The following is a 22,191-nucleotide window of genomic DNA, read 5'->3' on the forward strand; positions in this document are numbered from 1 at the left end:
TGGTTATATTATTTTGCCGTTATGAGTTTATAAGTGCCTTTGCTGCCGGTTACTACCCAGTCTCTTTGCAGAGAGGGGGGTATGGTGAATCGTGTGGATTTACGGCTATTAAATAGGTTGATAAGTCCCTGCAGCATGAGGCGGTTAAAGGTGGGGACTATCTTAGTAATACATACTTTATTGTCCAGCCGGCTGAATGTGCCAAATGCGAATTTTGCCACGGTCATGGCGATATTGTCTCTGGTGCCTGCGGGTATATGGACGCCAATGCATTTGGATAGGTCGACTCCGCTGGCATCTGCATATTCTTTCATGAAGAAATTGATGAGATATTTGGGTATATCATGGAAGATTTTACCGGGAACCATGGCGTTTATGAGTTCAATGCATGAGCCGGTGAGGGCTTTTCCTTCGGCGGATTCTGCTGCCTGGTGCTGTATGATCTTGACGGCGAGCTCAAAGCCTTCCTGGTAGGTATCGGGCAGCAGGCTTTGGTGAATGCCCATGAGGTGGCCTGCTACCTTCCAGCCGTGCATGTAGGCGTCCATCTCTGTTTCCGACAGTTCGGTATTGAGTTGCTTAAGTCCGGTAAGGGTTACGGCAGAGAAGGCGAGCAGGGTGCCGGCCATGTCTTCCTGGTTAATGGGCTCGCCGTAGTGTTTAGTATCCCAGGCCCCGGTGGGGGCATGCTCTTTGAGGTAGTACCGGATGGCTGCATGAATGAGCCGCACTTTCTGTATAGTGACAATTCCTTTGCCGCCTTCGATCAGTCCGCCGGGCAACATTACATCCAGGATCATCTGGGCGGTATCCATCAGCCTTCTGCTCATGGGGTCTATGCCCCTGGGTTGGTGTAATAGCCTGCCGGTGTCATACAGCACCTTAGCGCCCTTGGCGCAGGAATAGCACAGGGGCAGTGAACTGATGTTTAAGAGCATAAAGATGGCGGGGCCGTATGTGCTGAACACTTTGCTGCCGAGGAGTATGCGCTTTTCATCCACCCATGGGGGGAGTGACCGGGTGGTCTGGAAGTACTCGATAAGTATAGCGGCGAGGCCAGGAGAGAGGCCGGAAAAGGACGATGGGTTTATACTTTCTGCTTCACTGAAAGCGACAAAGATCTGGCTGATTTCTTTATCGAATCCGGATGTGAGGATCTGTTCAACGACACTATCTGCCAAAGGATCAGCCGCTGACCTGAATTCATTCAGGGTTTCTGGATATGTGTCTAAAGCTTTCACTTCCGGGTTTATATAAAAGGTTAGCGTGTAATTAACTTATTCGCTACCAGCTTAAAAAGGCAAATAGCCGGGGAAACTGACATTAGGCATAATGCAAAAAGTTTCTATCATTGTGGTGTCTCGGAGACGGGTTATGTGGTTTAGCTTGGGGGGCAGGAGAAGATAGGTTATCACACCCGGCTTATTACTTCTAACTTCAACACACCGGGATTGAGGATCATTACTGATTTTCATTCTGGCAATGGAAAAAGTGGTGGCACTATGAGGCAGGGGATGCGTTTCGACCTTTATGAAAATGGCAGTAGCCTTTTGTCGGGGGTTTACTTTGATAATATATATAAAGGATTAAATAAGGCAAAAATGCAGGCTGACAGGAAATAAACCGTGGTTTTTTCTCTGACTTACATAAGCTGAATCATGAAAAAGGAAATCTTAAGGGACAAACTGGTATGGCCTCTGATACTGGGGTTTTTCTTAACCACTTTTAATTTTGACCTACATGGGGGATTGCTTTGGCATAGTTTTCGTTTTATTCTTTTTACGGGGGCTGTGAGTCTTTTTACGTTTTTACGTATAGATAACTATCTTTCAGGGTTTACTACTGAAGAGGACAAATTGCATCTTACTTATACGTCAAATTTTTCGTCAAAAGAGCATCATTTCACTATCGATTTATCTACTGTAACCTTCGTTAAGTTTCGTAGCTCCAGGGTAACGCCTTTTCACTCCATCTCTATAGCCTATGAGGGTGAAGAGGATGGCTCCAAAGACTTTGTGATTAAAGTGAAGCGTAATAAAGACTTTATAGGGATTCTTCATAAACTGAAGGATAAAACTGAGGAAATAGATGCCAGGGGGAAGGTTACCTGAGAAACCATGCCCCGCAGCACGCCAGAAAGAATAGTAAAAGGAAGGCATTATATTTGGCTCACTTTACCAGAAGGGGCGTAGGAAGCTGTTTGTAGTAAACAAATGCCTCCCCAGGCCGGGCTGGCGTTTCAGGATGTAAGGCCGCATACTGGCAGACAAGGAGCTTCACTGTATGTTATAGTCCAACCCCTTCGCATCATCATTTTTGCACATTATTATCCTTGGCAGTAAGGGGAATATCGGTAGTGCATGTTTGGCTCAGGATAATCAGTATACTGTGATAAACAGGATTTTTTAGTGGGCCATAATTCCTTCCCTCTCAGAGAAGGTGGCCACGTGTACAAGAATTCACTCTAGCATCACGTACATCTGAAAGATAAAAGGAATCTCACCATCCACCGCTCCTTCGCTGACGGAAGGGTAACTGGCAGACACTGCTGTTAGCGTCAAGCAGACTGCCACATAAGAGCTCCCTGTATGTTTTAGTCTACACCCTTTCCGAATGAGTACGGCTTACTCAACCTAAATGGAGATATACTTGCACCAAATTGTGGCTATGTCGTGATTTTGCGATGCATTGTTTTTAATGGGGCACCTACTCAACTATGTTTTATATCAAAAAAATTACACGCGTCTGAGTTTGTTCGTTTGAAAACAAGAAAAACAATCCAGGGAAAATAATTTTGTGTTTGTGAAAATCATTTAACATCCATTATGAGAGGTTTATTAATATTACTCTTTTCTGTTTTAAATATAGGTTTTGTAGTAGCTCAATCGGTTGATTATAAAGATGCTATTGACGTAGTTATTTCTGTTATGGAAGCAGAAAACACGACGTACCCTAATTTAATCCAAAGACTTGAACCCATTTTAGCTAATGGTGAATATGCTGGCGAAACTATAATCCAGCATTCAGCGGGATTTCATGGTTATGAGAGTGGATTTTCTCCGGAAGCTGACGGAAACACGTTGATGGCTGAGAAGAATAAAGATAACATCCAGGTGGTACGTAAAATGAACACAAATGATCATGTATATTATGTTTACGTAAATAATGATAAAATAAATTTTGTTAGAGGGAGATCCTATGGCTATTCGGTAAAGTATGACGAAAAAGGGAGGGTTATAAAACTAACCCAATCGTGGCATCACTATGGAAAGGAATACGAAAGATATTTTTTTGATTTTGAATATGACACTAGTGAAAGGTTAAAAAGTGTTATTAAAACAAGACAGGAAGGACAAGGCAAATCAATAGCAAGGGTAACACCTACCGTTACATATGTTAAATGCGAAAGAATGTATAGTTATGAGGAGGCAAGCATCAGTGTCTCTTTAAAATATTATAGAGATAAAAATAATGATAAAGACCCGGACATTATGACATCCTCGTCACAATTAAAATATCATGTGAATGATGAAGATAACCAAATTGATGTATATGAAGAGGGAGAATTGAAAAAAGAATACTTTTTAAAGAATATTAATCAAAATGAAAAGCAATATGTAGTGAATGATATTGCTAGTGGGAGAGTAACAAATATACACCTGTATCTTGATGACCGTGGTTGGGTTAAAATTAATTCAGAACAAAATACGAATAAGGATGGCACGAAGGGAGAAACCAAGCAGATGCATTATACTTATAATGTAAGTGATGATGCGGAGTCTGATGATATAGCAAACTACACGATAAATATACTTATGAGGTATTTTCGGGCAACAGGGGAAGTATATTTAGAAGAAAAAGAGGGCCTTTACAGGAGATATGCTAACGGAGAGTGGTCTGAGTGGAAGTACCATCGATATTAAATTATTTTCCCCACGGTAGTTTACCAAACACAAAATCATATTTTGATTAAGAAGAAAGGGGCTGCCTTTAGAGACAGCCCCTTTTTACTGCTTAGCCTGACGGCTATGTCCGGTAGTCGCACTTTTTGGCGTTGAACCTGAGCCTGCATTTAAGAATAGGCCGTAAACAATTAAAGTAAGCGCAAATGCAAACTGTTAAGCATTTTGACTGCCCACGTAATGTGTTAACCGTCTATTATACAACTGCGGCCCCTTAAGCCTATGGGGAAGTCTCTGCCGCCGCCCCTATAAAAAAGAAAGCGTTTTGTGACGAAATGCATAGAGGCGAAAAATTGTCACAGACCTGTGACAAATTATTTGTCACAAAAAAAATGTCACCACGCGGGACTGACAACGAAAAGACAGGGTTATGGGTAAGGGGAGAAAGATCATCACAAGCCGCATCTGTGCCGGTACAGTCTGCCACGTATACTCCGGACGGGGCGGCATAGCTATAGATATACGGCTATCCTCCATAAACTGAAGGGTAAAACTGAGGCAATTGATGCAAGGAAGAAGGTTGCCTGAGAAACCATGCACCGCAGCACGCCAGAAAGAATAGTAAAAGGAAACTACCACCTTAGCCCCTCCCTTCCGGCCCATGGCCGTCAAGAGGATTGCCACCCAGCTAAGGGTATATAACTGGCAAATAAGGAACCTCACTGTATGTGTTAGCCCAACCTTTCCGGACGAGTACGCTGCTTGAACTTATTGGGGAAATGTGCCACCATACTGCGGGGCACCCTTCCGTCCGCAAGGAGATAGGGGCAGCACCCGGGGCGCGTTTGACTATCAAACAGGCGTATTAAGGGAATAAATCTGTGCACGCGCGGCCACCTTCCCTAAAACAGGGAAGGAATTTTTAGGCTTACATCCCGGTGGCTTGCATGTAGGTGAGCCTGCATTCGGGAACGTGCCTGCCCTCAGACTATAACCGGGGCATGGCCTGTATATCATCGATGCCCTATCTCTACCTGCACAAATCATCATAGCGGTTCCCTGAGAATGAAGCACAATTTCAATACAAGCTAAAGAAGGCAGTTGATGGCGGGAAGGGTACACTGCTTGAGCTCAATAGTGTATGTACAGATGTATAGTCTAGTTATATGTAATCTGGATTAACTTTAAAGCAGGTTTAAACATCAATCATGAGCACATGACAGAATTTTTTATTCAACACAAGGACTTTATGCCACTATAAAACTCTTTATAGCAGCATATTACATACTCCTTACAAGAAAATTTATTCATAACCCTATTCATGTAATAAAGAATATATTTTTACACGAAAATGAATTAATGTCAAACCTGAAAACCAACATAGTCGACTAATTGGCGCCATTTGTCACCTTATTATATGTTTAGTATAGAAGCAAGATAGGAAGTGGTTTTTCCGGGTTAATGAGGCTCAAGGGGTGTAGATTTGCAGGCATTACCTAATAAATGTGAATAAACTCTATGAAGAGATCCTGCCTGCTTCTTGCTCTGCTTTTCATTTCATTCTTCCATGCCGGTGCCCAGGAATCCGAAACGGGCCAGGCCACAGAAATAAAGCCCTTAAAAGTGCTATTGCCCACACCGGAGATCGCTTCTCTGGGCAAATTTGGCAATACGCCGGTGAACTACTATTCCGGTAGTCCGAACTTTTCCATACCGATCTTTACGATAGAGGGCATGGAAATGAATTACCCCATCACGCTTGCCTATACGGGGGCGGGTGGCATCCGGGTGGAAGAAATGGCCACCTGGGTGGGGCTGGGCTGGACGCTTCAGGGCCAGGGTGTGATATCACGGACTGTTGTAGGCAAGCCGGACTTTGGTAAGTATGACGACAGCGGCACGGGATACCTGGGCTACCTGGAGTCTAAGCAGGCGCTTCAAAACTATCGGGACGGTTACAATGCAGGCCCCTGGAGCGCTACGGAGTATCATGATTTTGAACTGGACGTGATGCAGGGAAACCGGTATGAAACACAGCCGGACTACTTCTCTTACAACATTAACGGTATGGCAGGGAAGATCATACTGGATGGGGACGGTACTACGGTATATGCCCGGGAGACGCCCCGTGCGGACCTACAGATCACGACCGACCCCGGTGCTACATGGAGGTGGACGATTGTGGCTCCTGATGGCACGCAGTATTTCTTTGAAGCAGCCGATGCTACGAAGCGAAGGGAAGAAGGGGAAAATGTACTGGCGGGTGACTACCACAGCGGGTGGAACCTGTCTAAGATCATAAGTCCGAACTATCAGGATATCTACACTTTCGAATATGAGACAATCGACTATGAGTATGATGAGGTGAATTTTGATAAAAGCCAGGCGGACAGAATGGCCTATAGCTATACGACGGGGTCTGAGCAGGGTATGCGGGATTACGGTAAGATCATCAATACGAACGGCAGTAGCGGCTCGGCTACGGTGAGCAACACCAAGAAGTACCTTAAGGCGATTTATCTGAATGGTGTAAAGGTGGCAGGGTTTGAGCTATCCTCTCTAAGGGCTGATATGGCTACTACTGGCAGGAGGCTTGAGTCTGTTACTCTGTATGATAAGGTAAACGGCATGCCGCTGCGAAAGCAGGAGTTCACTTACTCTTACTTTGGAGAGGGCAAGGCTGATCCTAAGGAAAAAAGACTGAGACTGGATAAGGTACAGGAAAGGGGACTTCTACCAACCCGTACGGACGGGTATAATGATAACTTTGACTCCAAGCCTCCGCATACATTTACTTATCACTCCAGGGAGCTCCCTGCAAGGGACTCTAACGGGCAGGACCACTGGGGGTATTATAATGGAAAGCCGGATGATCAGAGCTTGCTGCCGGTATATACGATAGGAGACCTTACTATGCGGGGTGGTGACAGAAATGCCTCCTTTAGCCATGGCCTGGCTGCGGTGCTGAAAAAGGTGACTTACCCTACGGGGGGTTACACGGAATTTACTTACGAGCCTCACAGCATAGATACAGAGAATGAAAAGCAGTATGTGTATGATGATGTGATCTGGGGAAACAGTTATGTGGACGGTGGAGAGGACGCTGCTAACTGTGATGCTAAGATAACGGCTATAATAGACGCTGAAGGTGATGGGCTACTGATGGCTTGCCCTGCCTATTTGATATATCCTTTTACGGTAAATCATGACCAGGAGGTAGAAATTATCTCTTCAGGCATTGAGAGCCGGGCGGAGTACCGCTATGGCATCTTAAGCAGAACCGATCAGGTGGGTGTTATGGATCCTATCGAGGTGTATTCTGCAGGGTACTATAATAAGGTTTCGCTGGAGGCAGGAACATATGAGTTAGTGGTACTGAACGGCAAGTCTGACACTAAGTTTAAGGTAGCGGTTCATGGTAAAATCAAGTCGTTAAAGGTACCTGACGCGCTTAGCTCCATTGGCGGACTACGTATCAAAAGCATTAAGGATTATAGTCAGCCGGGCAGTGCCGAGCCGATCACCCGTGAGTTCAGCTATATCAAAGAACAGACACCGGAAGAAGGGCAGTTGCCTGCAAGCGAGGTCTCTTCCGGCAAACTCATGTATAAACCGGACTACGTCTATTTATCAATATCGAATATACTTAACAAAGGGAGCATTGACATTAGTAAGCCTCCGGTAGAAACGATAAAGTACGTAAACCGTACGGCACAGGGGGTGTATGGTATGTCTGTGGTAGGCGGCAGCCATATAGGATATAGCCGGGTGACAGAGCAGCAGAAAAACCCCGTCACGGGCGAATACCTGGGCAGTAAGGTATATCATTACAGAAACAGCCGCAACACATCGGGGGGTGGGTTTCCTGTGGTACCCTCTTCCAATGGTAATGAGTCTAACGGCCGCCTGGAAAAGGATGAAATATTTGATAACGAGGGTAACCGGCTGGCTTCTACGGACTATTACTACAGGGTAGTATCCGGCATAAGCCAGTATGGCCTGAACGTGGGGCCGGGAGAAAACCGCGAATACTACTTCTGCTATGACGGCACGAGCTACGTTAAGTATGATATAACACAGTATAACCTGACCCCAAGCTGTGCGGACGGCTCTTCTCCCTCTAAGGTATACACTAACGTACATCTGAAAAACTCTTACAGCCTCACAGCCCACACGAGCTATCTGGACAGCGTTATCGTAAAAGAATATGATGCTGCGACGGGGGCCATCACGCTGGAGGAGGTGAAGTACCATTACTATGATAATCCCGCCCACCTGAAACCTACGCGCATCAGGCTGTCGGACAGCAAGGGGCAGGCCTTTGAGATCAGGAGAAAATACCCTGCGGACTACGCTCCGGGAGCGGGTATGGGCCTAGCTACGCTGGATGCTCAGCATAAACTTTATACGGAAATAGAAAGCCAGGTATTTGCGGAAAGGGATGAGGAGTGGTACCTGATAGACGGCAAGGCGACTACGTATGGTGTCTATAATGGTACGAGCGAGGGCTTGCCTGTCACCATTGCTTTGCCTGACGCTATTTATACGGCCTCTATGCCGGCCAGCGGTATATTGGAATATTATGTGGTAAATAACCGGATTCCATACGAAGGCCCTATGGCACAGGAAGAGGTGGGCCTGGAAACGCCGGAAGCGTTCTACGAAAAGCAGGTGGACTATGTGAGGTATGATGCCCAATTCAATATAGCGGAGGCTGTAACGGATGACGGGATCGATCATTACTTCCTCTATGGATACAATAAGCAGTACCCGGTGGCAGAGGTGACAAATTACCAGGGTGGAGCGGTGGTGTACTCCAGCTTCGAAGAGCCAGCCAATAGGGCTGACGACCAGGCAAAGACGGGCGGCAGCGTGCTGGCCCTGCTTTCGGGTGGGTACCAGGTATTGCCAGGGGGCATACAAGCGGGGCAGGAAGGGAAATATGTGATACGCTATTTCTACAAAGCTACTCTGCAGGAGGATTGGGAAGAGAAGTATGTGGTAAGAAACTATGTAGCGGGTGATGTGCCTGTACTCCCTGAAAGCTCAGGGTATATAGATGAGCTACGCTTTGCCAAAGAAGGGGCTATGTTTACCACTAACACGTTTTACCCGGGCATAGGCACACGCGACGCTACGGGTGAGGATGGTGTGGTTACCTACTATGACTATGACCGCCTGGGGAGGCTGTACCTGGAACGTGACCATAACCGGGAGATTATCAAACGCTACTACTACCGCTATGCCGGTCAGGACAGTTGGAATGCCTCACTGGAATCGGATACGGAAGCTGCTACTATCGGACAGTCGATAAACTATTATGTACTGTCTGATAAGCCGGTAAGCCGCTATGACTGGACCATAAGGCATATGGGGCAGACGTACACGAGCTATGGTAATACCTCATCGGTTGATTTTACGCCCACGGGCTGCGGGGATATCTATGTGGAGGTAAGGCTAACGAATAATACGGGCCAGCTTAAGGAGCTGGCGCTTACTACCCGGGGTGATATATCGGGGATAGTGCCTGTGATAGATGGCCCGGCGACGGCGGAAGCGGGGCAGACGGCGACTTATACGGCTTCTGTACCGGAAGATTGTGCTCATTTCACCTACCAATGGTCTGTCTCAGAAGACGGAGGGGCTACGGAATATGTGGTGGGAGAAGGCTCATCTGTGACTCTACAGGTGCCCTGCGATGACTTTATCATTACGGTAACGGCTACTACTGCGGATGGCCGGGAGGTGGTGGCGTCCACTACGGTGACGGTAGACACGGACCCGCTGCAGGTACAGATAGGGGGTAATAATCAGTTTATATACGGACAGGACAATGCCTATAGCTCTGTAGTGAACGGGGGGTGCCCGGGCTACGCGTATCACTGGGAATACCAGGACGAGGCGGGTGTATGGCAGGACGGGGGGCATGGCCCTGCCATGGTACTGCCGGGTGCATGCCGTGAGGACTTCAGCATCAGGCTTACGGTAACTGACAGGCAGAACACTTCGGTCACCATTCATAGGTACATACTGGGTATAGAGGGACCGGGCGTTACGATACTTCATGACGGGCAGGACCCGAATGTATGTAAGGGTGACTACGTCTACTTCCAGGGCTACGGGGTACCGGCATGCGATGCGGCCATCGTATCTTATCAGTGGTATTCAGGCAGCGGAAGTACGAAAACCATTATCAACGGTGCTACGGGCAACAAGCTCTATATAAAAGATGTGAACCACGCTACGCTGGTGGTAACGGACGAACTCGGTCGTACCGGAGAGGGGGTGGTGTCCTTTAGCTGGAACTGTGAGAATACCAGTCCCGACCCCTGCCCCGACACTACGGGTGAACACCCCTGTTTCGATAACGGCGACTTCGGCCAACAATAATCCACTGAACCTACCTTAGAGATGAAAAATATAGCTTCTTTAATCATATTGCTGTTTACAGCAGCCAGTACACTGGCGCAACTACCTAACCGGCCTGTAACGACTGCCGGAAGCAGCGAGACGGGCGTGTATATTCCGCAAGAGTCTGAGTCTGGCCCGGCTATAAACGAGGTACGGGAATATATGCCCCGCCTGCCTTATACCCATCCGGATGTGGTGATAAACGAGCCGGGCGATAAGGTACTGCTCAAAACGGTCTTCTACGACGGCCTGGGAAGGGATGCGCAGGTGGTGAAGCGAATGGCCGGTACTGATGGGCATGACCTGGTGAATGCCATCGTTTATGATGGCTTTGGCCGGAAAACAACTAACTACCTGCCTTATGCGGACCTGCCTGCGAGCTTACAGCCGGGCAGCTTCAGGGCAAATGCGCTGACGGCTCAAAGTCTGTTTTATCAGGATGAGGATGAGAAAACAGCTAACTCTATACAGCCTTTTTCGGAAAGTGTGTTTGAGTCTAACCCTATGGGGAGGCTGCTAAAGAAAGGGGCCCCGGGGCAGGACTGGGACGTGGACGGTGCGCACGCGACGGAAAAGAGCTACCGCTATAATACGGCTAATGAGGTTCCGCTATTTGCCTACCAGGGGCTACCGGACATGGTGGTGCAGGAACCGGGGGCTTACTATCCGGCGAACCGGCTACGGGTGACCCGGACGAAAGACGCGGACGGTCATGTAACGGAGGAGTTTCTGGACCTGGCGGGCTTGCCTGTTATGCGCAGGGTGGAGGAAGCACCGGGTCGCTGGGCTACTACGCTATATGTATTTGATGAGCTGGAGCAACTGATGGCGGTATTACCTCCTGCCTTTATGGAGGTGCACGACCCGGCGGCGAGTGTGTATGTAAGGGAAGAGCACCTGAGTATGTACGCTTACCGCTACCGCTATGATAATGATGGCTACCTGATCCGTAAGTATTTGCCGGGTAAAGAAGAGTGGGAGTACATAGTCTACAACAGCCGCGACCTGCCGGTACTGTCCCAGACTCCTTCGCAGCGAAGGGCCAATGAGTGGAGCTTCTCTAAGTTTGACCCGCTGAACCGCCTGGTGATGACGGGTACGGTGGTGATAGACCTGCCCCCGGACCAGATAAGGGAAGAAGCTGCCCGGCCGGCGGCTGAGTCCGGGCATTACGATTATGAGTTCAAAACCAATGTTACGGGCGTCGGGTGGTCTTATAAAGCCTCCTACCCTACCCAGGTGGAGATCGATGACATTGAAACTATCCTCTTTTATGATGATTACAATGTGCCGTGTATCGGTGAGTTGAGCTTTGTGCCCCGATATGGCTTTGAACAGAAGTATAAGCCCTACCCTACCGGACAGGTGACTGCCACTATGGCGAAAGACCTGAGTACGGGAGAGCACCTGTACCGGGTATTTTACTACGATGAAAAGCTGCGGCCCATCCAGGTACTGGAACAGCATGCGCGTGCGGATACGCCCCACGGTGGATACTCTGTATCTTCCCTGACATATAACTGGGCGGGTAATGTAACGGAGTACCGGGATGAATTTGTGGGCACCAAGACGCTGGTACAGCACCAGCGGATGACCTATGACCATACGGGCCGCCTGCTGGAGACCTGGCACCGGGTGGAAAACGACGGCTACAGCCCGGTGGAGTGGACGGACCTGCAGGAGGCAGCAGCCTTCGGACCCCAGATAACCAAAATAATCAGTGAAAACTACAGCTATGCCACCTTCAATGCGGGAGGGCTTAGCACGCGGGTAATTCCTGCCGGAGAGGACGGTGCGGTGCGCTTTACGGCAGGACAGGATGGTACGGGCTTCCGCCGGTTCTTCGGACTGGACGAAGGGGAGTTTACCTACCACATGCAGAGCCTTTCTCATGGCATTTACCTTTCTAACCAGGATATCCGGCTTATCGATAACGGTGCTACGGGTAGCATAATCGGCACCTGGCAGCCGGGTGATGTATTTGAGATAGAGCGGAAAGAGGGCAGGGTGTACTACCGCCGCAATGGGGAACTGCTGAAGGAAAGCACCACCCCTGCAGCAGGGGCCTTGCGGACGGCCGTGGGCTTACGCTTTGGCAACCACTACTTTGAGCGTATCGATATGCGGGGCAAGGCACCGGAGCCGGCGGAAGAGGTACTGATGTCTGCTCTGGCTTATAACTCGCTGGGCCAACTGGTGAACAAGAAATTGCATAGCCGTGATGAGGGGGAGACTTTCCTGCAGGACACGGACTACCGCTACCATATCCGTGGCTGGCTGGAAAGGGTAAATGATCCTGAGGCAGCTACGGAGGACCCGGCCAAGGCACTGAGCATGTCTTTCAGCTTTAACCATGGCTTTACAAACCCGCAGTACAATGGCAGCATCAGCGGGATGCGCTGGAAGATACTGGGCCAGAAAGAGCAGGCGTATGGGTACCGCTACGACGGCCTGAACCGCCTGACGAGGGCTGACTACATTGCCAAAGCGGAGGATGATACCTGGACGGCCCACACAGACGAATACAGTACGGAAGTAACTTACGACCTGTATGGCAACATCACGCGCCTGAAGCGTAAGGGGCTAACGGAAACGGAGGCAAACGGGCTGCAACCCGGCCTGATTGATGACCTTGAGTATACTTATGACGGCACACGCCTGAAAAATATTCGTGACTGGTCTGAGGCGCGTGAGGGGTATAAGGACGACGGGGTGTTTAAAGAAACGGGCATAGAGGAATACCACTACGATGAGGAGGGCCGCATGACGGACTCCTTTGATAAGGACATCACCAAAATAGCCTACAACCAGCTCAACATGCCGGAAAGGATTACCTACCGGGACGGGCGTGAGGTGGTGCACCACTACACGGGTGACGGGGCCAAGCAGCGGACGGAATACTACCTGAACGGGCAGTTGCAAAACACGACTACCTTCGTAGGGTCTGTGATGCTGGATAATGGAGAGATTAGCCACCTGGTTTATGATGACGGCTTCCTGCAGGCGGACCCGGACCAGCCCACGGGGTGGCTATACACTTATGACCTGAAGGACCACCTGGGCAATACCTGGGTCACTATTGCTGAAAATGACCCTGTAGACTACCTGGCGACCTTTGAGGCGGATAAACAGACGGAAGAGGAGTACGAATTCGGCGAAAGCCGTAAGCAGGGCAACCTGATAAGCGCCCCGGTACATAACCATACGGAAGGGGGCAGTGTAAGCCAGCGACTGCTTGGTTATGAATATGATGAGGCGGTAGGAATATCGAAAAGCCTGGAGGTATACCCCGGCGACAAGGTAGACATGGAGGTGTATGCGAGCTACGGGGGCTATGCCGCGAGCAACCCTGACCGGGAGGCGCTTACCTTCGGGGCGATGTTCCTGCAGGCTATGGGCATACCCTACGGCCCTGAGACGGGCCTGGACGCTACTGCTTTTGACGGACTGGCGGCGGGGGCTTCCGGCGGGGCCACTGCTGACCCTGCCTACGTACCGGCCTACCTGAACTATGTGCTCTTTGATGAAAATATGGAGCAGGAGGACCTTGGCTTTATCCAGCTTTCTGCCTCGGGGGGCAGTACGCCGACCCGCCTGAATATGTCGATAGATATTGAGGTAAGGGGGTATATATTTATCTATGTATCTAATGAAAGCCCTGAAGGACTGGAGGTATACTTCGATGACTTCAAGGTGACGCACACGCCGAATATCATTATCCAGTCGGAGGCTTACTATCCCTTCGGCCTTACCTTCGATGGCTTTAAGCGCGGCGACGATCGCTATACGGGTACGGTCAGTGGTACCGGATCAGGCTTCCGCGACCTGGGCTTCCGTGATTACGAACCTGCCACGGGCCGCTTTTATATGACGGACCCGCTGGCGGAATTACAGCTAGACCATAGCCCCTACCACTACGCCCTTAATAACCCCATCCGCAACATAGATGCACTGGGCCTGCAGGGGATGCAAGGGGTGAACAAAATAGGGCAGATATTGAAGAAGGCTGTTAATAGCGTCTTCGGTGGGAAATCTGGAAAGGCCCCTAAGAACGCCAAAAAACAATGTAAGAAGCTAAATAGAAAACGTCTCGGGAGTAAACTGCAGAATTGGGCTGATAAATTATTCGGAGGTAAAAACAAATCCGGGAGTAACAATTCAAACAGCAATAGCAACTCTACCTCCTCTTCAAGTGATAATACCTCCACTGAAACGGATAATGGGGACAAGGACAGTAAGGAGGGTAAAAAGGACAAAAATAAGCGTTCCAAAACGAAACCTGACACAGGTGCCGGCAATGACACCGGCGAAGAGGACCAAGAAGACGAAGCAGACGAAAGCAAAGGAACGATTACCCTGGGGTATAAGTCGGCGAAAGGCAAAAAACCAGCAACCAACTCAAAGGAAAACGGCCCTGCAGAAGGCGCTAATAATTGGTATAAGGTAGGTACCGGATCCGGATCAAGTGAAGATGACAATTCGGATAAGTACGGTAAAGCATGGACTAGGGATTTTCCTAATCCTACCGAGGTAGGTAAGGCCAACGAGGCATATAAAAAGGGAGATGATCAAAATTCACCGGCCAAAAAAGTGCCAGGTGACCAGGCAGGAGCACTTACCGCACTTAAAGAAACTCAAAGTCAGAAGAAGAATGCTATCACCCCTTCCGGCGATGAGGTTACTTCACGGGAAAGCGAGGCAGACGAGCATGTGGAGGATAAGAATAAGGTAGATTACACCGCACTAATCGATATACTCAAAGGTATCCGTATAGATGTGGATGGAAATAAAAACTATGCGGTAATTGACAAAATCGCATTAGCACCAGAGTATGTAGATAAAGAATCAAAGACATTATTAAAAAATGCTACCCCCAAGATCAGTCCGATCTATAGTGGCAACTACCAGGAGGATATATTGATCGATATAGCCGCCATTAAATTGCAAAAGTTTATATCCGATAAATTCAGGGATGGAAGTACTCACGACAAGGATCAATTACTACTTGAGATTAATAATAGAGCCCAGGAGATACAACTTGAGATAGAAGACCTGAAAAACACTCTCAATTCAGATTCTGAGGTTATAGCATTGGTAGACACCGACTCCAGAGAGCTGGAAGCACTTAACAACGCTGTTGGAGATTATGCTTCTCAGGGGATTTCCTCAAAAGCGATAATTTGCGATCAGAACTTTCTGGAATATCGGAAAAATCAGTACGAAACCGGGCAAAGAACTACCGAAAGCGATGTGGAATTTTACATGGTAAAAGAGGGCGATGAAATTGTCGATCATTACATCGCCTTTGACGGGCAGTTTTATCAGCCCTATGATTTTGGACCATACTCTAAAGTTCCTGCTAAACAACTGGAGCAGAAAGCAAACGAGCTGGCTTTATCAGCAAATGAACTTAAAAGACCTGCTGACTGGGATACTAACCCTAACTATAAATATGGTTTAATAGAGGAAGTACCTACTAAACATGATGTTCCTGATCTGGAGACACCAGCCCTCACATTCTACGAGAAGGCAATGGTACCCTTACGACTTATGAGAGAAATACTGGACCAAATCCAGGTTCATGAACGCTGGTGGAACGAGGACTGTGGCAATGGGGTAGACTGTGCGACCGGAAATGAAAATGAACTGGGAATCTTCATACCGGATGTTATTGCCGCAGCGGGGAACATCCTGATTGATCAAGGCAAAGATATTCCTGAGATTGTCATTATGGTGGCCAGTCTGATTTTTGATGAAAAATTTCGTAATCAAATGCTGGATGCAGTCACAAATCTAACCTTTGAGCAGCTTAAGCAAATGTTTTTTGATTCTATTGATCAGATGAATGATTATCCCTACTACTATGTGCCTTATAATTTTGGGGAGTTAGCCTTTGCTCTATTGGTGACAGGGGGGGCATCGCTGGCCACTGAAGTAATGGGAGCTCTAAAGAAGCTCAAAAGATTTAAAGACATGAAATTTGGTAATCTGAAGCAGCTATATCCCGACCCAAATGAATTTGAGGCCGCTCAAAAAAAATTAATGAAACTAGATATTAATGGAGACAAAACTTTGCTGAATGCCTTTGATGGAGATATTTCACTTGTTGATGGATATAAGAAGCTGGATGATGCCGGGGTTAGCGACAGACTAAAAAAGAATCCGGCAGTATTAGAAAGAGCCAAAAGTTTTAAATGTAATTGATTTGATGATGAGGCTATTATTTATACTTTTTCTAAGTCTACTTACGTTCAGTAGCTTTGGTCAATGTCAGTGGGACAGGTTCAAAAAAGCGACTGATGATACTACACCTGAGGGCCGAGAGCTAACTGATGCTATAAATGAAAACCCGGATCTGATAGATCAATGGGAAGAGTTAGACAATTTGGATGTAGAAGATGCGCTGAAGAATGATGCTGAATTCTTAAAAAACGTTAATAAGTGGGACGAAAGTGGGGCTAAATTTTCAAGAAATGTTGATGGTAATCTTGAACTGACAGATGTAAATGGAAGTAAAATAGCAGAAATTAAAAACGGCAAGATACTTCCGGAAAAATATGGGTATGGAACGCCTATAGGTGAACCTAAAAATGGGTACCAACTGGTTGACGATGCTGGAGAGCTAAAGATGAAACGTACGCCTGATGTTTCAGGTTATGATGCTGATGACCTTAAAAAGCTTACAGAACATCCAGATGCACACGTTCTTGAGAGACACGGACATGATGTGACAGATGAGGCTTTGATTAAGAGAGCAAATACAGGGACCGCCCCAGATGGGAACAACCCTGGGTTCAAGCCTCCATATGCCTCAAAGTTTGAAAGCCCTGATCAAGTTAAAAAAGCACTTAATAACACTGGTCCAGGGACAGCAGCCTTTAAAAACGCCCCTATTAATAATGGGACCAAGATAGTTTATCATACGTTGACTAATGGGGCTACCTATGGAAAAGGAGTTCCTAAGGATGGGAGTTCTTTTCTGCAATCAACAAAGGTCCGAGCTGTTTATAGAGAGATTACCCCAGGTAATTTTCAATTATTAACCATGTTTCCTGATTTTTAATTATGAAAATGAAGAATTTAATTAGAGCATTGAGTGCTTTTAGGGAAGATTTATGGCTTCCATATGAGGATAGTTTGGGAAGTATAAGTGTAGAAATAGATGGGGGGGTGATAGATAAAAAAGGGCTGGAACAGGAGCTACAAAGTGCTGTCAGAAACTCTGAATTTGATTGGATAAAATTAGCAAATGAAAGCGCTCTTTTCATGTCACTGGAAAATTACAGAAATATAGAACTAAGAGAGCATGTTCAAAATCTGCTTACCCTCTATATATATCCAGAACTAAAGCTGACAGATGGACAAAGGAAGATTTTCGAACTGGCTTTAGTCGAGGTGCTTAATTCCAATAAAGATGTTAATGAGGGATGGATGACATCTGAAAAGCTATTAGAATTAGTAAATGAAAGGGAGCCATTTCTGAAAGTTCAGTCTTACCATCTATGGCAAGTTTATTTAGACAAAATTTTATACAATAAGCTAAATATAGAACGAAAGGTAAAGGATGAGAAGGACCGATTTATTGGCTATTTGAGATATAAAGAAAATCACTAAATATGAAAAATTATAAATATGCCATAGTAGCATTATCCATTTGTCCAATTCATTTTGGCTTTTCAGAAGATGAGTATAAAAAACGTTTTAAAGCATTTTTATATAATAGCGAGCCTTCATATACAGACTTAATAAGAAAGGACATAAAGGAAGCATTGAATGATCCTGAATGGAGCTGGAAAGAGGCGGCTAAGGAGGTTGAATTTTATGGTTATGAAGAAAGGTATAGTGAAGAAGATGTTCTTAGGCAAGTTAAATGGTTAATGTGGGATACTTTATTCCCTGAAGAAAAATAAACAGAAAAGTCCAGCCGTTGTTTGGTTGGGCTTATACATTCATATGAAACTGTTCAAATACATAGCACTATTCTTAATTTCTTTTCAGCAATTGATGCTGTAATAGGAAAGGGTGATATAATAGTACATGAAGAAGATAGGTGTAATGGAGTTCAACAAGGCAATACTAGAGTTGTGACATATAATTCGACAAAAGTCTTAGGTAAGGGCGTACCTGCAAATGAAAGCACATTTATAAACATGCAAAATGTTAAAGCTATCTACAGGGATGTCGGAGGTGGAAATTATCAACTTATTACAATGTATCCTGAGCTATGATAAATAAGGAAAATAAAAATTTAGAAGCAGCCCTTCAGCCATATCAAGAAGGATTGGATTTGGATGATGAACAAAGACTTAATTGGCTTCAAGATAATGTAAAAGGTGGGTTTGTGAATGTAGAACATTTGAAGCTTGAACTTGAAGAAGCGCTTTCTGATAGCAGTTTTGATTGGATAGGTTTTGCTGAATCAAATTCTCTGCTCTTGTCACCTTCGTCATACAACAATGAAGAGATTATCAATTATGTGAAGTTAGCTTTAATGGATTTTGTTTATCCGGAAAATGTTCTTACCCAAGAACAGATTAGCAAGATGCAGATAGATGTTGTAGGTATTTTGAATGGATATTCGGTCAATGAAGGCTGGATGTTTTCTTATGATCTTTATGAGTTATTAAAGAAAAAGGAGAATTATCAAGACTTAGAATATTTTGATCTATGGAAGCTAAACTTCTATAAATCAAATATTGAAAGAAGGCCAATAGTGCAGAAATATCAGGAAATAGGTTATTTAAGACATAAAAAAAATCAGCTATAGTGCTGGTTTTTTACGCTAGAGACTGAATTTTTCTCTTTGCTACCAGGGCATCGAGAAATATTTTAATCATTTTTTCATCCTCACTGTTGAGCTGCTCCACAATTTTAAAGAGGTTGAGTATTTCCTTATCTTGTAGTTGAGAACTGGCCCAATCATCAGTCGCACCGTTCATAAGAACATCACCTATTTACCAACCTGATGCACCAGAAAAAATGAAAATATCAGAATCACTTAAAAAGATGATACTTTGTTATTTGCACTCAATAGGTGGGCAAGTATCACACTATAAATTTGATCGAATGATAGTTTACTCATTTAGGTCAGATATTTTGCCAAGCTTTTTTTTGAAATCCTTTTTGGACTCGGGATGGCTAGAAAAAATCATTCCGAATGATGGTCAAATGGAATCATATAAAATTACAGTATCAGGCAAAGAGTTTATTGTTAAGGAATTATTAGAACTGGAAAGAATCTTTGACAGGCTATTAGGTAAACTGAAAGTAATAGAACTAGAAAGCGTGGATATAAAAGGCCCATTTTTAAGATTTTCTATTCTTAATAGGATATATAAAGTGTCGGTTTTTTTAGATGATCAAAACAGTACAATAACACTATCTTTGCCTAATGATTCATCAAAAGCAGTAGAATACGTTGAGTATTCATTGAGTGAAGTTTTGAATACCCCTGAGATTCTAATAGATAGAATAAAAAAACAGATCGATATTTTAAGAAATTAACGATAATAAAGCCTGATCAAGTTAAAAAAGCACTTAATAACACCGGCCCAGGTACAGCAGCCTTTAAAAATGCCCCTATTAATAATGGGACCAAGATAGTATATCATACGGTGACAAATGGGGCTACCTATGGAAAAAGAGTTCCCAAGGATGGGAGTTCTTTTCTGCAATCAACAAAGGTCCGAGCTGTTTATAAAGATTACTCCAGGTAATTTTCAGTTATTAACCATGTTTCCTGATTTTTAATTATGAAAAAGAAGAATTTAATTAGAGCATTAAGTGCTTTTAGGGAAGATTTATGGCCTACCTATGAGGATAGTTTAGGAAGTATAAGTGTAGAAATAGACGGGGGGGTGATAGATAAAAAAGGGCTGGAACAGGAGCTACAAATTGCTGTCAGAAACCCTGAATTTGATTGGATAAAATTAGCTAATGAAAGCGCTCTTTTCATGTCACTGGAAAATTATAGTAATATAGAACTAAGAGAGCATGTTCAAAATCTGCTTACCCTCTATATATATCCAGAACTAAAGCTGACAGATGGACAAAGCGAGATTTTTGAACAGACTTTGGTCGAGGTACTTAATTCCAATAAGGATGTTAATGAGGGATGGGTGACATCCGAAAAGCTATTAGAATTAGTAAATGAAAGGGAGCCATTTTTGAAAGCTCAGTCTTACCATCTATGGCAAGTTTATTTAGATAAAATTTTATACAATAAGCTAAATATAGAACGAAAGGTAAAAGATGAGAAGGACCGATTTATTGGCTATTTGAAATATAAAAAATAACTAAATAAGATTAAACTATATAATATACATCTATTACTTTGGATGTTTTTATGCTTTTTAAAAAAAATCATTACACAACGCAATCTATAGTACAATACTATTAAACAACAGGTAATATATTAATTTAAGTCAGATCCGTCAACTTTGGGATGATTCCGACGCTGTTGGAGTCATACCCACTAAGCAGCAACTTCTTGATAAGGCAACTGAAATTGTAATTTAGTAGATCAGCTTTTCCACCAGTAAATAAATTTGTATTAACTATTATTTGATTAGACCAGAAGTTTCAGAAGGAATTGAAAACGACTCAGTTCGAAAGAATTCCTGGTCAGCCACTTAAATGGTTTGTCCCTTCGATAGTGGGACAAATGGTAAATTTGACGATATAAAAGATGAGTTGAATGACCTACCTGAAGCTGAACAAAGAGCCTGGATAAACCATTTAGAAAAGCGTACAGTAGATGGAAAGGTTAGGAGGGCGGGAAATAATGCCGACAAATATAAATCATTTGACTCCAATGATAAGGTTCCTTCTAGGTATACCGAAGATTCAAAATTTAATGATTTGGCATATGATCCGGCAGAAGGTAAAATTAAGCCGGAAACTAGGCAAGAAGCCATGGCAGGCTTGGAAGCCGAATCCCAGGGATTAATTGAGGGGCCTATTTCAAGAGATCCTTCAGGTGGATTAGAATTTATTGACAGTAATGGAAAGTATTGGGATGTTAAAGCACCAAATGGTAAATTTTTCGATGTGGTTCAAGTTGGAGACTCCATTAAAAAACAATTACGAAATGTCCCTGATGCAAAAATCTTATTAGATACTAGCTATATAAATGATCTTCAATTAAGTGACTTAAGAAACTGGATGAGTAATACTTTATCGTCTACTGATTTAAATAGAGTAGTTGAGATTAATTCTAATTTATTGCCATAATGGATGTTATAAATAATGATGTTTTAGAAGAGAATATTATCTCTCATAAAAAGGCCATAGGTGGCGACTTTAATTGCAAAAGATTGGATATGGGCACCTTTTATGAAAAAAAATTAAATAATTTTATGATGGAAGGTGTTGAGGATTTAAGTTCATATCCAATCCAAAATTCAGCTTTTCAAAACTGTATCTTTAAGAATGTAGATTTTGGTAGAACTGAGTTTTACAAGACAATTTTCAGCAGCTGTATATTTGAAAATTGCTCATTTATAAAAGCGGAAATACTGAAAGTAAATTTTAATATTTGCACATTCAAGGAGTCAAATTTTTTTGCAAGTTCAATTGATGGTAGCTTGAACAACTGCATTTTTAAAAACTGCAACTTTGATAAATCGTATTTAACAGAATCAAAAATCGTAAACACAATTTTCACAGGAGAGTCTAAACCACCTAACACCAGAGATAACGAGGAGCATAATGTGATCTGGAATTTACAAAGTCCACAATGTATAGGCAAATAGAATACCAGCCATGGAAATTATTTTTTTATGCAACCTTGGCTTCTTCAACTTTTAGAAAGCATTATATAATAGTAAATTACATAGTAGTTTTATAGAAACCACAAACCCAACCAGGATATCCGGCT

15 protein-coding genes are annotated in these 22,191 nt (G+C 44.6%); 12 read left to right on the forward strand and 3 right to left on the reverse strand.

Features of this window, described 5'->3' with window-relative positions; translation table 11 throughout:
• Positions 1–8 precede the first annotated feature (8 nt).
• Positions 9–1,241, reverse strand: a complete 1,233-nt coding sequence (locus AB9P05_RS03915; RefSeq protein ID WP_371907502.1) for an oxygenase MpaB family protein — start codon at positions 1,239–1,241, stop codon at positions 9–11.
• Between the two features lie 417 nt (positions 1,242–1,658).
• On the opposite strand from AB9P05_RS03915, the gene AB9P05_RS03920 reads away from it, so the two are divergent.
• Together AB9P05_RS03920 and AB9P05_RS03925 are read left to right on the forward strand one after the other, a co-directional pair.
• A complete protein-coding gene (locus tag AB9P05_RS03920; RefSeq protein WP_371907503.1) occupies positions 1,659–2,111 on the forward strand; it encodes a hypothetical protein in 453 nt (150 codons plus the stop codon).
• Between the two features lie 714 nt (positions 2,112–2,825).
• Entirely contained in the window at positions 2,826–3,923 is a 1,098-nt protein-coding gene (locus tag AB9P05_RS03925; RefSeq protein ID WP_371907504.1) for a hypothetical protein, read from the forward strand.
• A 360-nt stretch (positions 3,924–4,283) separates the two neighbouring features.
• On the opposite strand, the gene AB9P05_RS03930 is transcribed toward AB9P05_RS03925, so the two are convergent.
• Positions 4,284–4,586, reverse strand: coding sequence for a hypothetical protein (locus AB9P05_RS03930; protein WP_371907505.1), 303 nt, complete (start codon positions 4,584–4,586; stop codon positions 4,284–4,286).
• An 834-nt stretch (positions 4,587–5,420) separates the two neighbouring features.
• On the opposite strand from AB9P05_RS03930, the gene AB9P05_RS03935 reads away from it, so the two are divergent.
• From AB9P05_RS03935 to AB9P05_RS03960, 6 genes are all read left to right on the forward strand, one after another.
• Complete coding sequence (locus tag AB9P05_RS03935) at positions 5,421–10,292, forward strand: hypothetical protein (RefSeq protein WP_371907506.1); 4,872 nt, start codon at positions 5,421–5,423, stop codon at positions 10,290–10,292.
• 21 nt (positions 10,293–10,313) lie between these two features.
• Positions 10,314–16,517: a DUF6443 domain-containing protein gene (locus AB9P05_RS03940; RefSeq protein ID WP_371907507.1), complete on the forward strand. Its 6,204-nt coding sequence runs from the start codon at positions 10,314–10,316 to the stop codon at positions 16,515–16,517.
• 4 nt (positions 16,518–16,521) lie between these two features.
• Positions 16,522–17,376 (forward strand): hypothetical protein, encoded by an 855-nt coding sequence (locus AB9P05_RS03945; protein ID WP_371907508.1) that lies wholly within the window; start codon positions 16,522–16,524, stop codon positions 17,374–17,376.
• Positions 17,377–17,384: 8 nt separating this feature from the next.
• On the forward strand, positions 17,385–17,927 hold the full coding sequence (locus tag AB9P05_RS03950; protein ID WP_371907509.1) for a hypothetical protein: 543 nt from the start codon (positions 17,385–17,387) through the stop codon (positions 17,925–17,927).
• A 2-nt stretch (positions 17,928–17,929) separates the two neighbouring features.
• Entirely contained in the window at positions 17,930–18,223 is a 294-nt protein-coding gene (locus tag AB9P05_RS03955; protein ID WP_371907510.1) for a hypothetical protein, read from the forward strand.
• Between the two features lie 314 nt (positions 18,224–18,537).
• Positions 18,538–19,080 (forward strand): hypothetical protein, encoded by a 543-nt coding sequence (locus AB9P05_RS03960; protein WP_371907511.1) that lies wholly within the window; start codon positions 18,538–18,540, stop codon positions 19,078–19,080.
• A gap of 10 nt (positions 19,081–19,090) precedes the next feature.
• Here AB9P05_RS03960 and AB9P05_RS03965 read toward each other — a convergent pair whose 3' ends face one another.
• Positions 19,091–19,252 (reverse strand): hypothetical protein, encoded by a 162-nt coding sequence (locus tag AB9P05_RS03965; protein WP_371907512.1) that lies wholly within the window; start codon positions 19,250–19,252, stop codon positions 19,091–19,093.
• 40 nt (positions 19,253–19,292) lie between these two features.
• On the opposite strand from AB9P05_RS03965, the gene AB9P05_RS03970 reads away from it, so the two are divergent.
• From AB9P05_RS03970 to AB9P05_RS03985, 4 genes are all read left to right on the forward strand, one after another.
• A complete protein-coding gene (locus AB9P05_RS03970; protein ID WP_371907513.1) occupies positions 19,293–19,817 on the forward strand; it encodes a hypothetical protein in 525 nt (174 codons plus the stop codon).
• 248 nt (positions 19,818–20,065) lie between these two features.
• Complete coding sequence (locus AB9P05_RS03975) at positions 20,066–20,608, forward strand: hypothetical protein (protein WP_371907514.1); 543 nt, start codon at positions 20,066–20,068, stop codon at positions 20,606–20,608.
• A gap of 397 nt (positions 20,609–21,005) precedes the next feature.
• The gene (locus AB9P05_RS03980; RefSeq protein ID WP_371907515.1) at positions 21,006–21,545 is read left to right on the forward strand and encodes a hypothetical protein; all 540 of its coding nucleotides are present in this window, start codon (positions 21,006–21,008) and stop codon (positions 21,543–21,545) included.
• Positions 21,545–22,066, forward strand: a complete 522-nt coding sequence (locus AB9P05_RS03985; protein ID WP_371907516.1) for a pentapeptide repeat-containing protein — start codon at positions 21,545–21,547, stop codon at positions 22,064–22,066. The genes AB9P05_RS03980 and AB9P05_RS03985 overlap by 1 nt, the downstream gene beginning before the upstream one ends.
• The last annotated feature ends 125 nt before the right edge of the window (positions 22,067–22,191 follow it).

The sequence above is a fragment of the Roseivirga sp. BDSF3-8 genome, from assembly GCF_041449215.1.
In the GTDB taxonomy this organism is placed as follows: domain Bacteria; phylum Bacteroidota; class Bacteroidia; order Cytophagales; family Cyclobacteriaceae; genus JBGNFV01.

Bases quoted from the DNA above. Each gene is read 5' to 3' on its own strand.
- AB9P05_RS03920 (WP_371907503.1), top strand. From the start codon at position 1,659: ATGAAAAAGGAAATCTTAAGGGACAAACTGGTATGGCCTCTGATACTG.
- AB9P05_RS03925 (WP_371907504.1), top strand. From the start codon at position 2,826: ATGAGAGGTTTATTAATATTACTCTTTTCTGTTTTAAATATAGGTTTT.
- AB9P05_RS03935 (WP_371907506.1), top strand. From the start codon at position 5,421: ATGAAGAGATCCTGCCTGCTTCTTGCTCTGCTTTTCATTTCATTCTTC.
- AB9P05_RS03940 (WP_371907507.1), top strand. From the start codon at position 10,314: ATGAAAAATATAGCTTCTTTAATCATATTGCTGTTTACAGCAGCCAGT.
- AB9P05_RS03945 (WP_371907508.1), top strand. From the start codon at position 16,522: ATGATGAGGCTATTATTTATACTTTTTCTAAGTCTACTTACGTTCAGT.
- AB9P05_RS03950 (WP_371907509.1), top strand. From the start codon at position 17,385: ATGAAGAATTTAATTAGAGCATTGAGTGCTTTTAGGGAAGATTTATGG.
- AB9P05_RS03955 (WP_371907510.1), top strand. From the start codon at position 17,930: ATGAAAAATTATAAATATGCCATAGTAGCATTATCCATTTGTCCAATT.
- AB9P05_RS03960 (WP_371907511.1), top strand. From the start codon at position 18,538: ATGATAAATAAGGAAAATAAAAATTTAGAAGCAGCCCTTCAGCCATAT.
- AB9P05_RS03965 (WP_371907512.1), bottom strand. From the start codon at position 19,252: ATGAACGGTGCGACTGATGATTGGGCCAGTTCTCAACTACAAGATAAG.
- AB9P05_RS03970 (WP_371907513.1), top strand. From the start codon at position 19,293: ATGAAAATATCAGAATCACTTAAAAAGATGATACTTTGTTATTTGCAC.
- AB9P05_RS03975 (WP_371907514.1), top strand. From the start codon at position 20,066: ATGAAAAAGAAGAATTTAATTAGAGCATTAAGTGCTTTTAGGGAAGAT.
- AB9P05_RS03985 (WP_371907516.1), top strand. From the start codon at position 21,545: ATGGATGTTATAAATAATGATGTTTTAGAAGAGAATATTATCTCTCAT.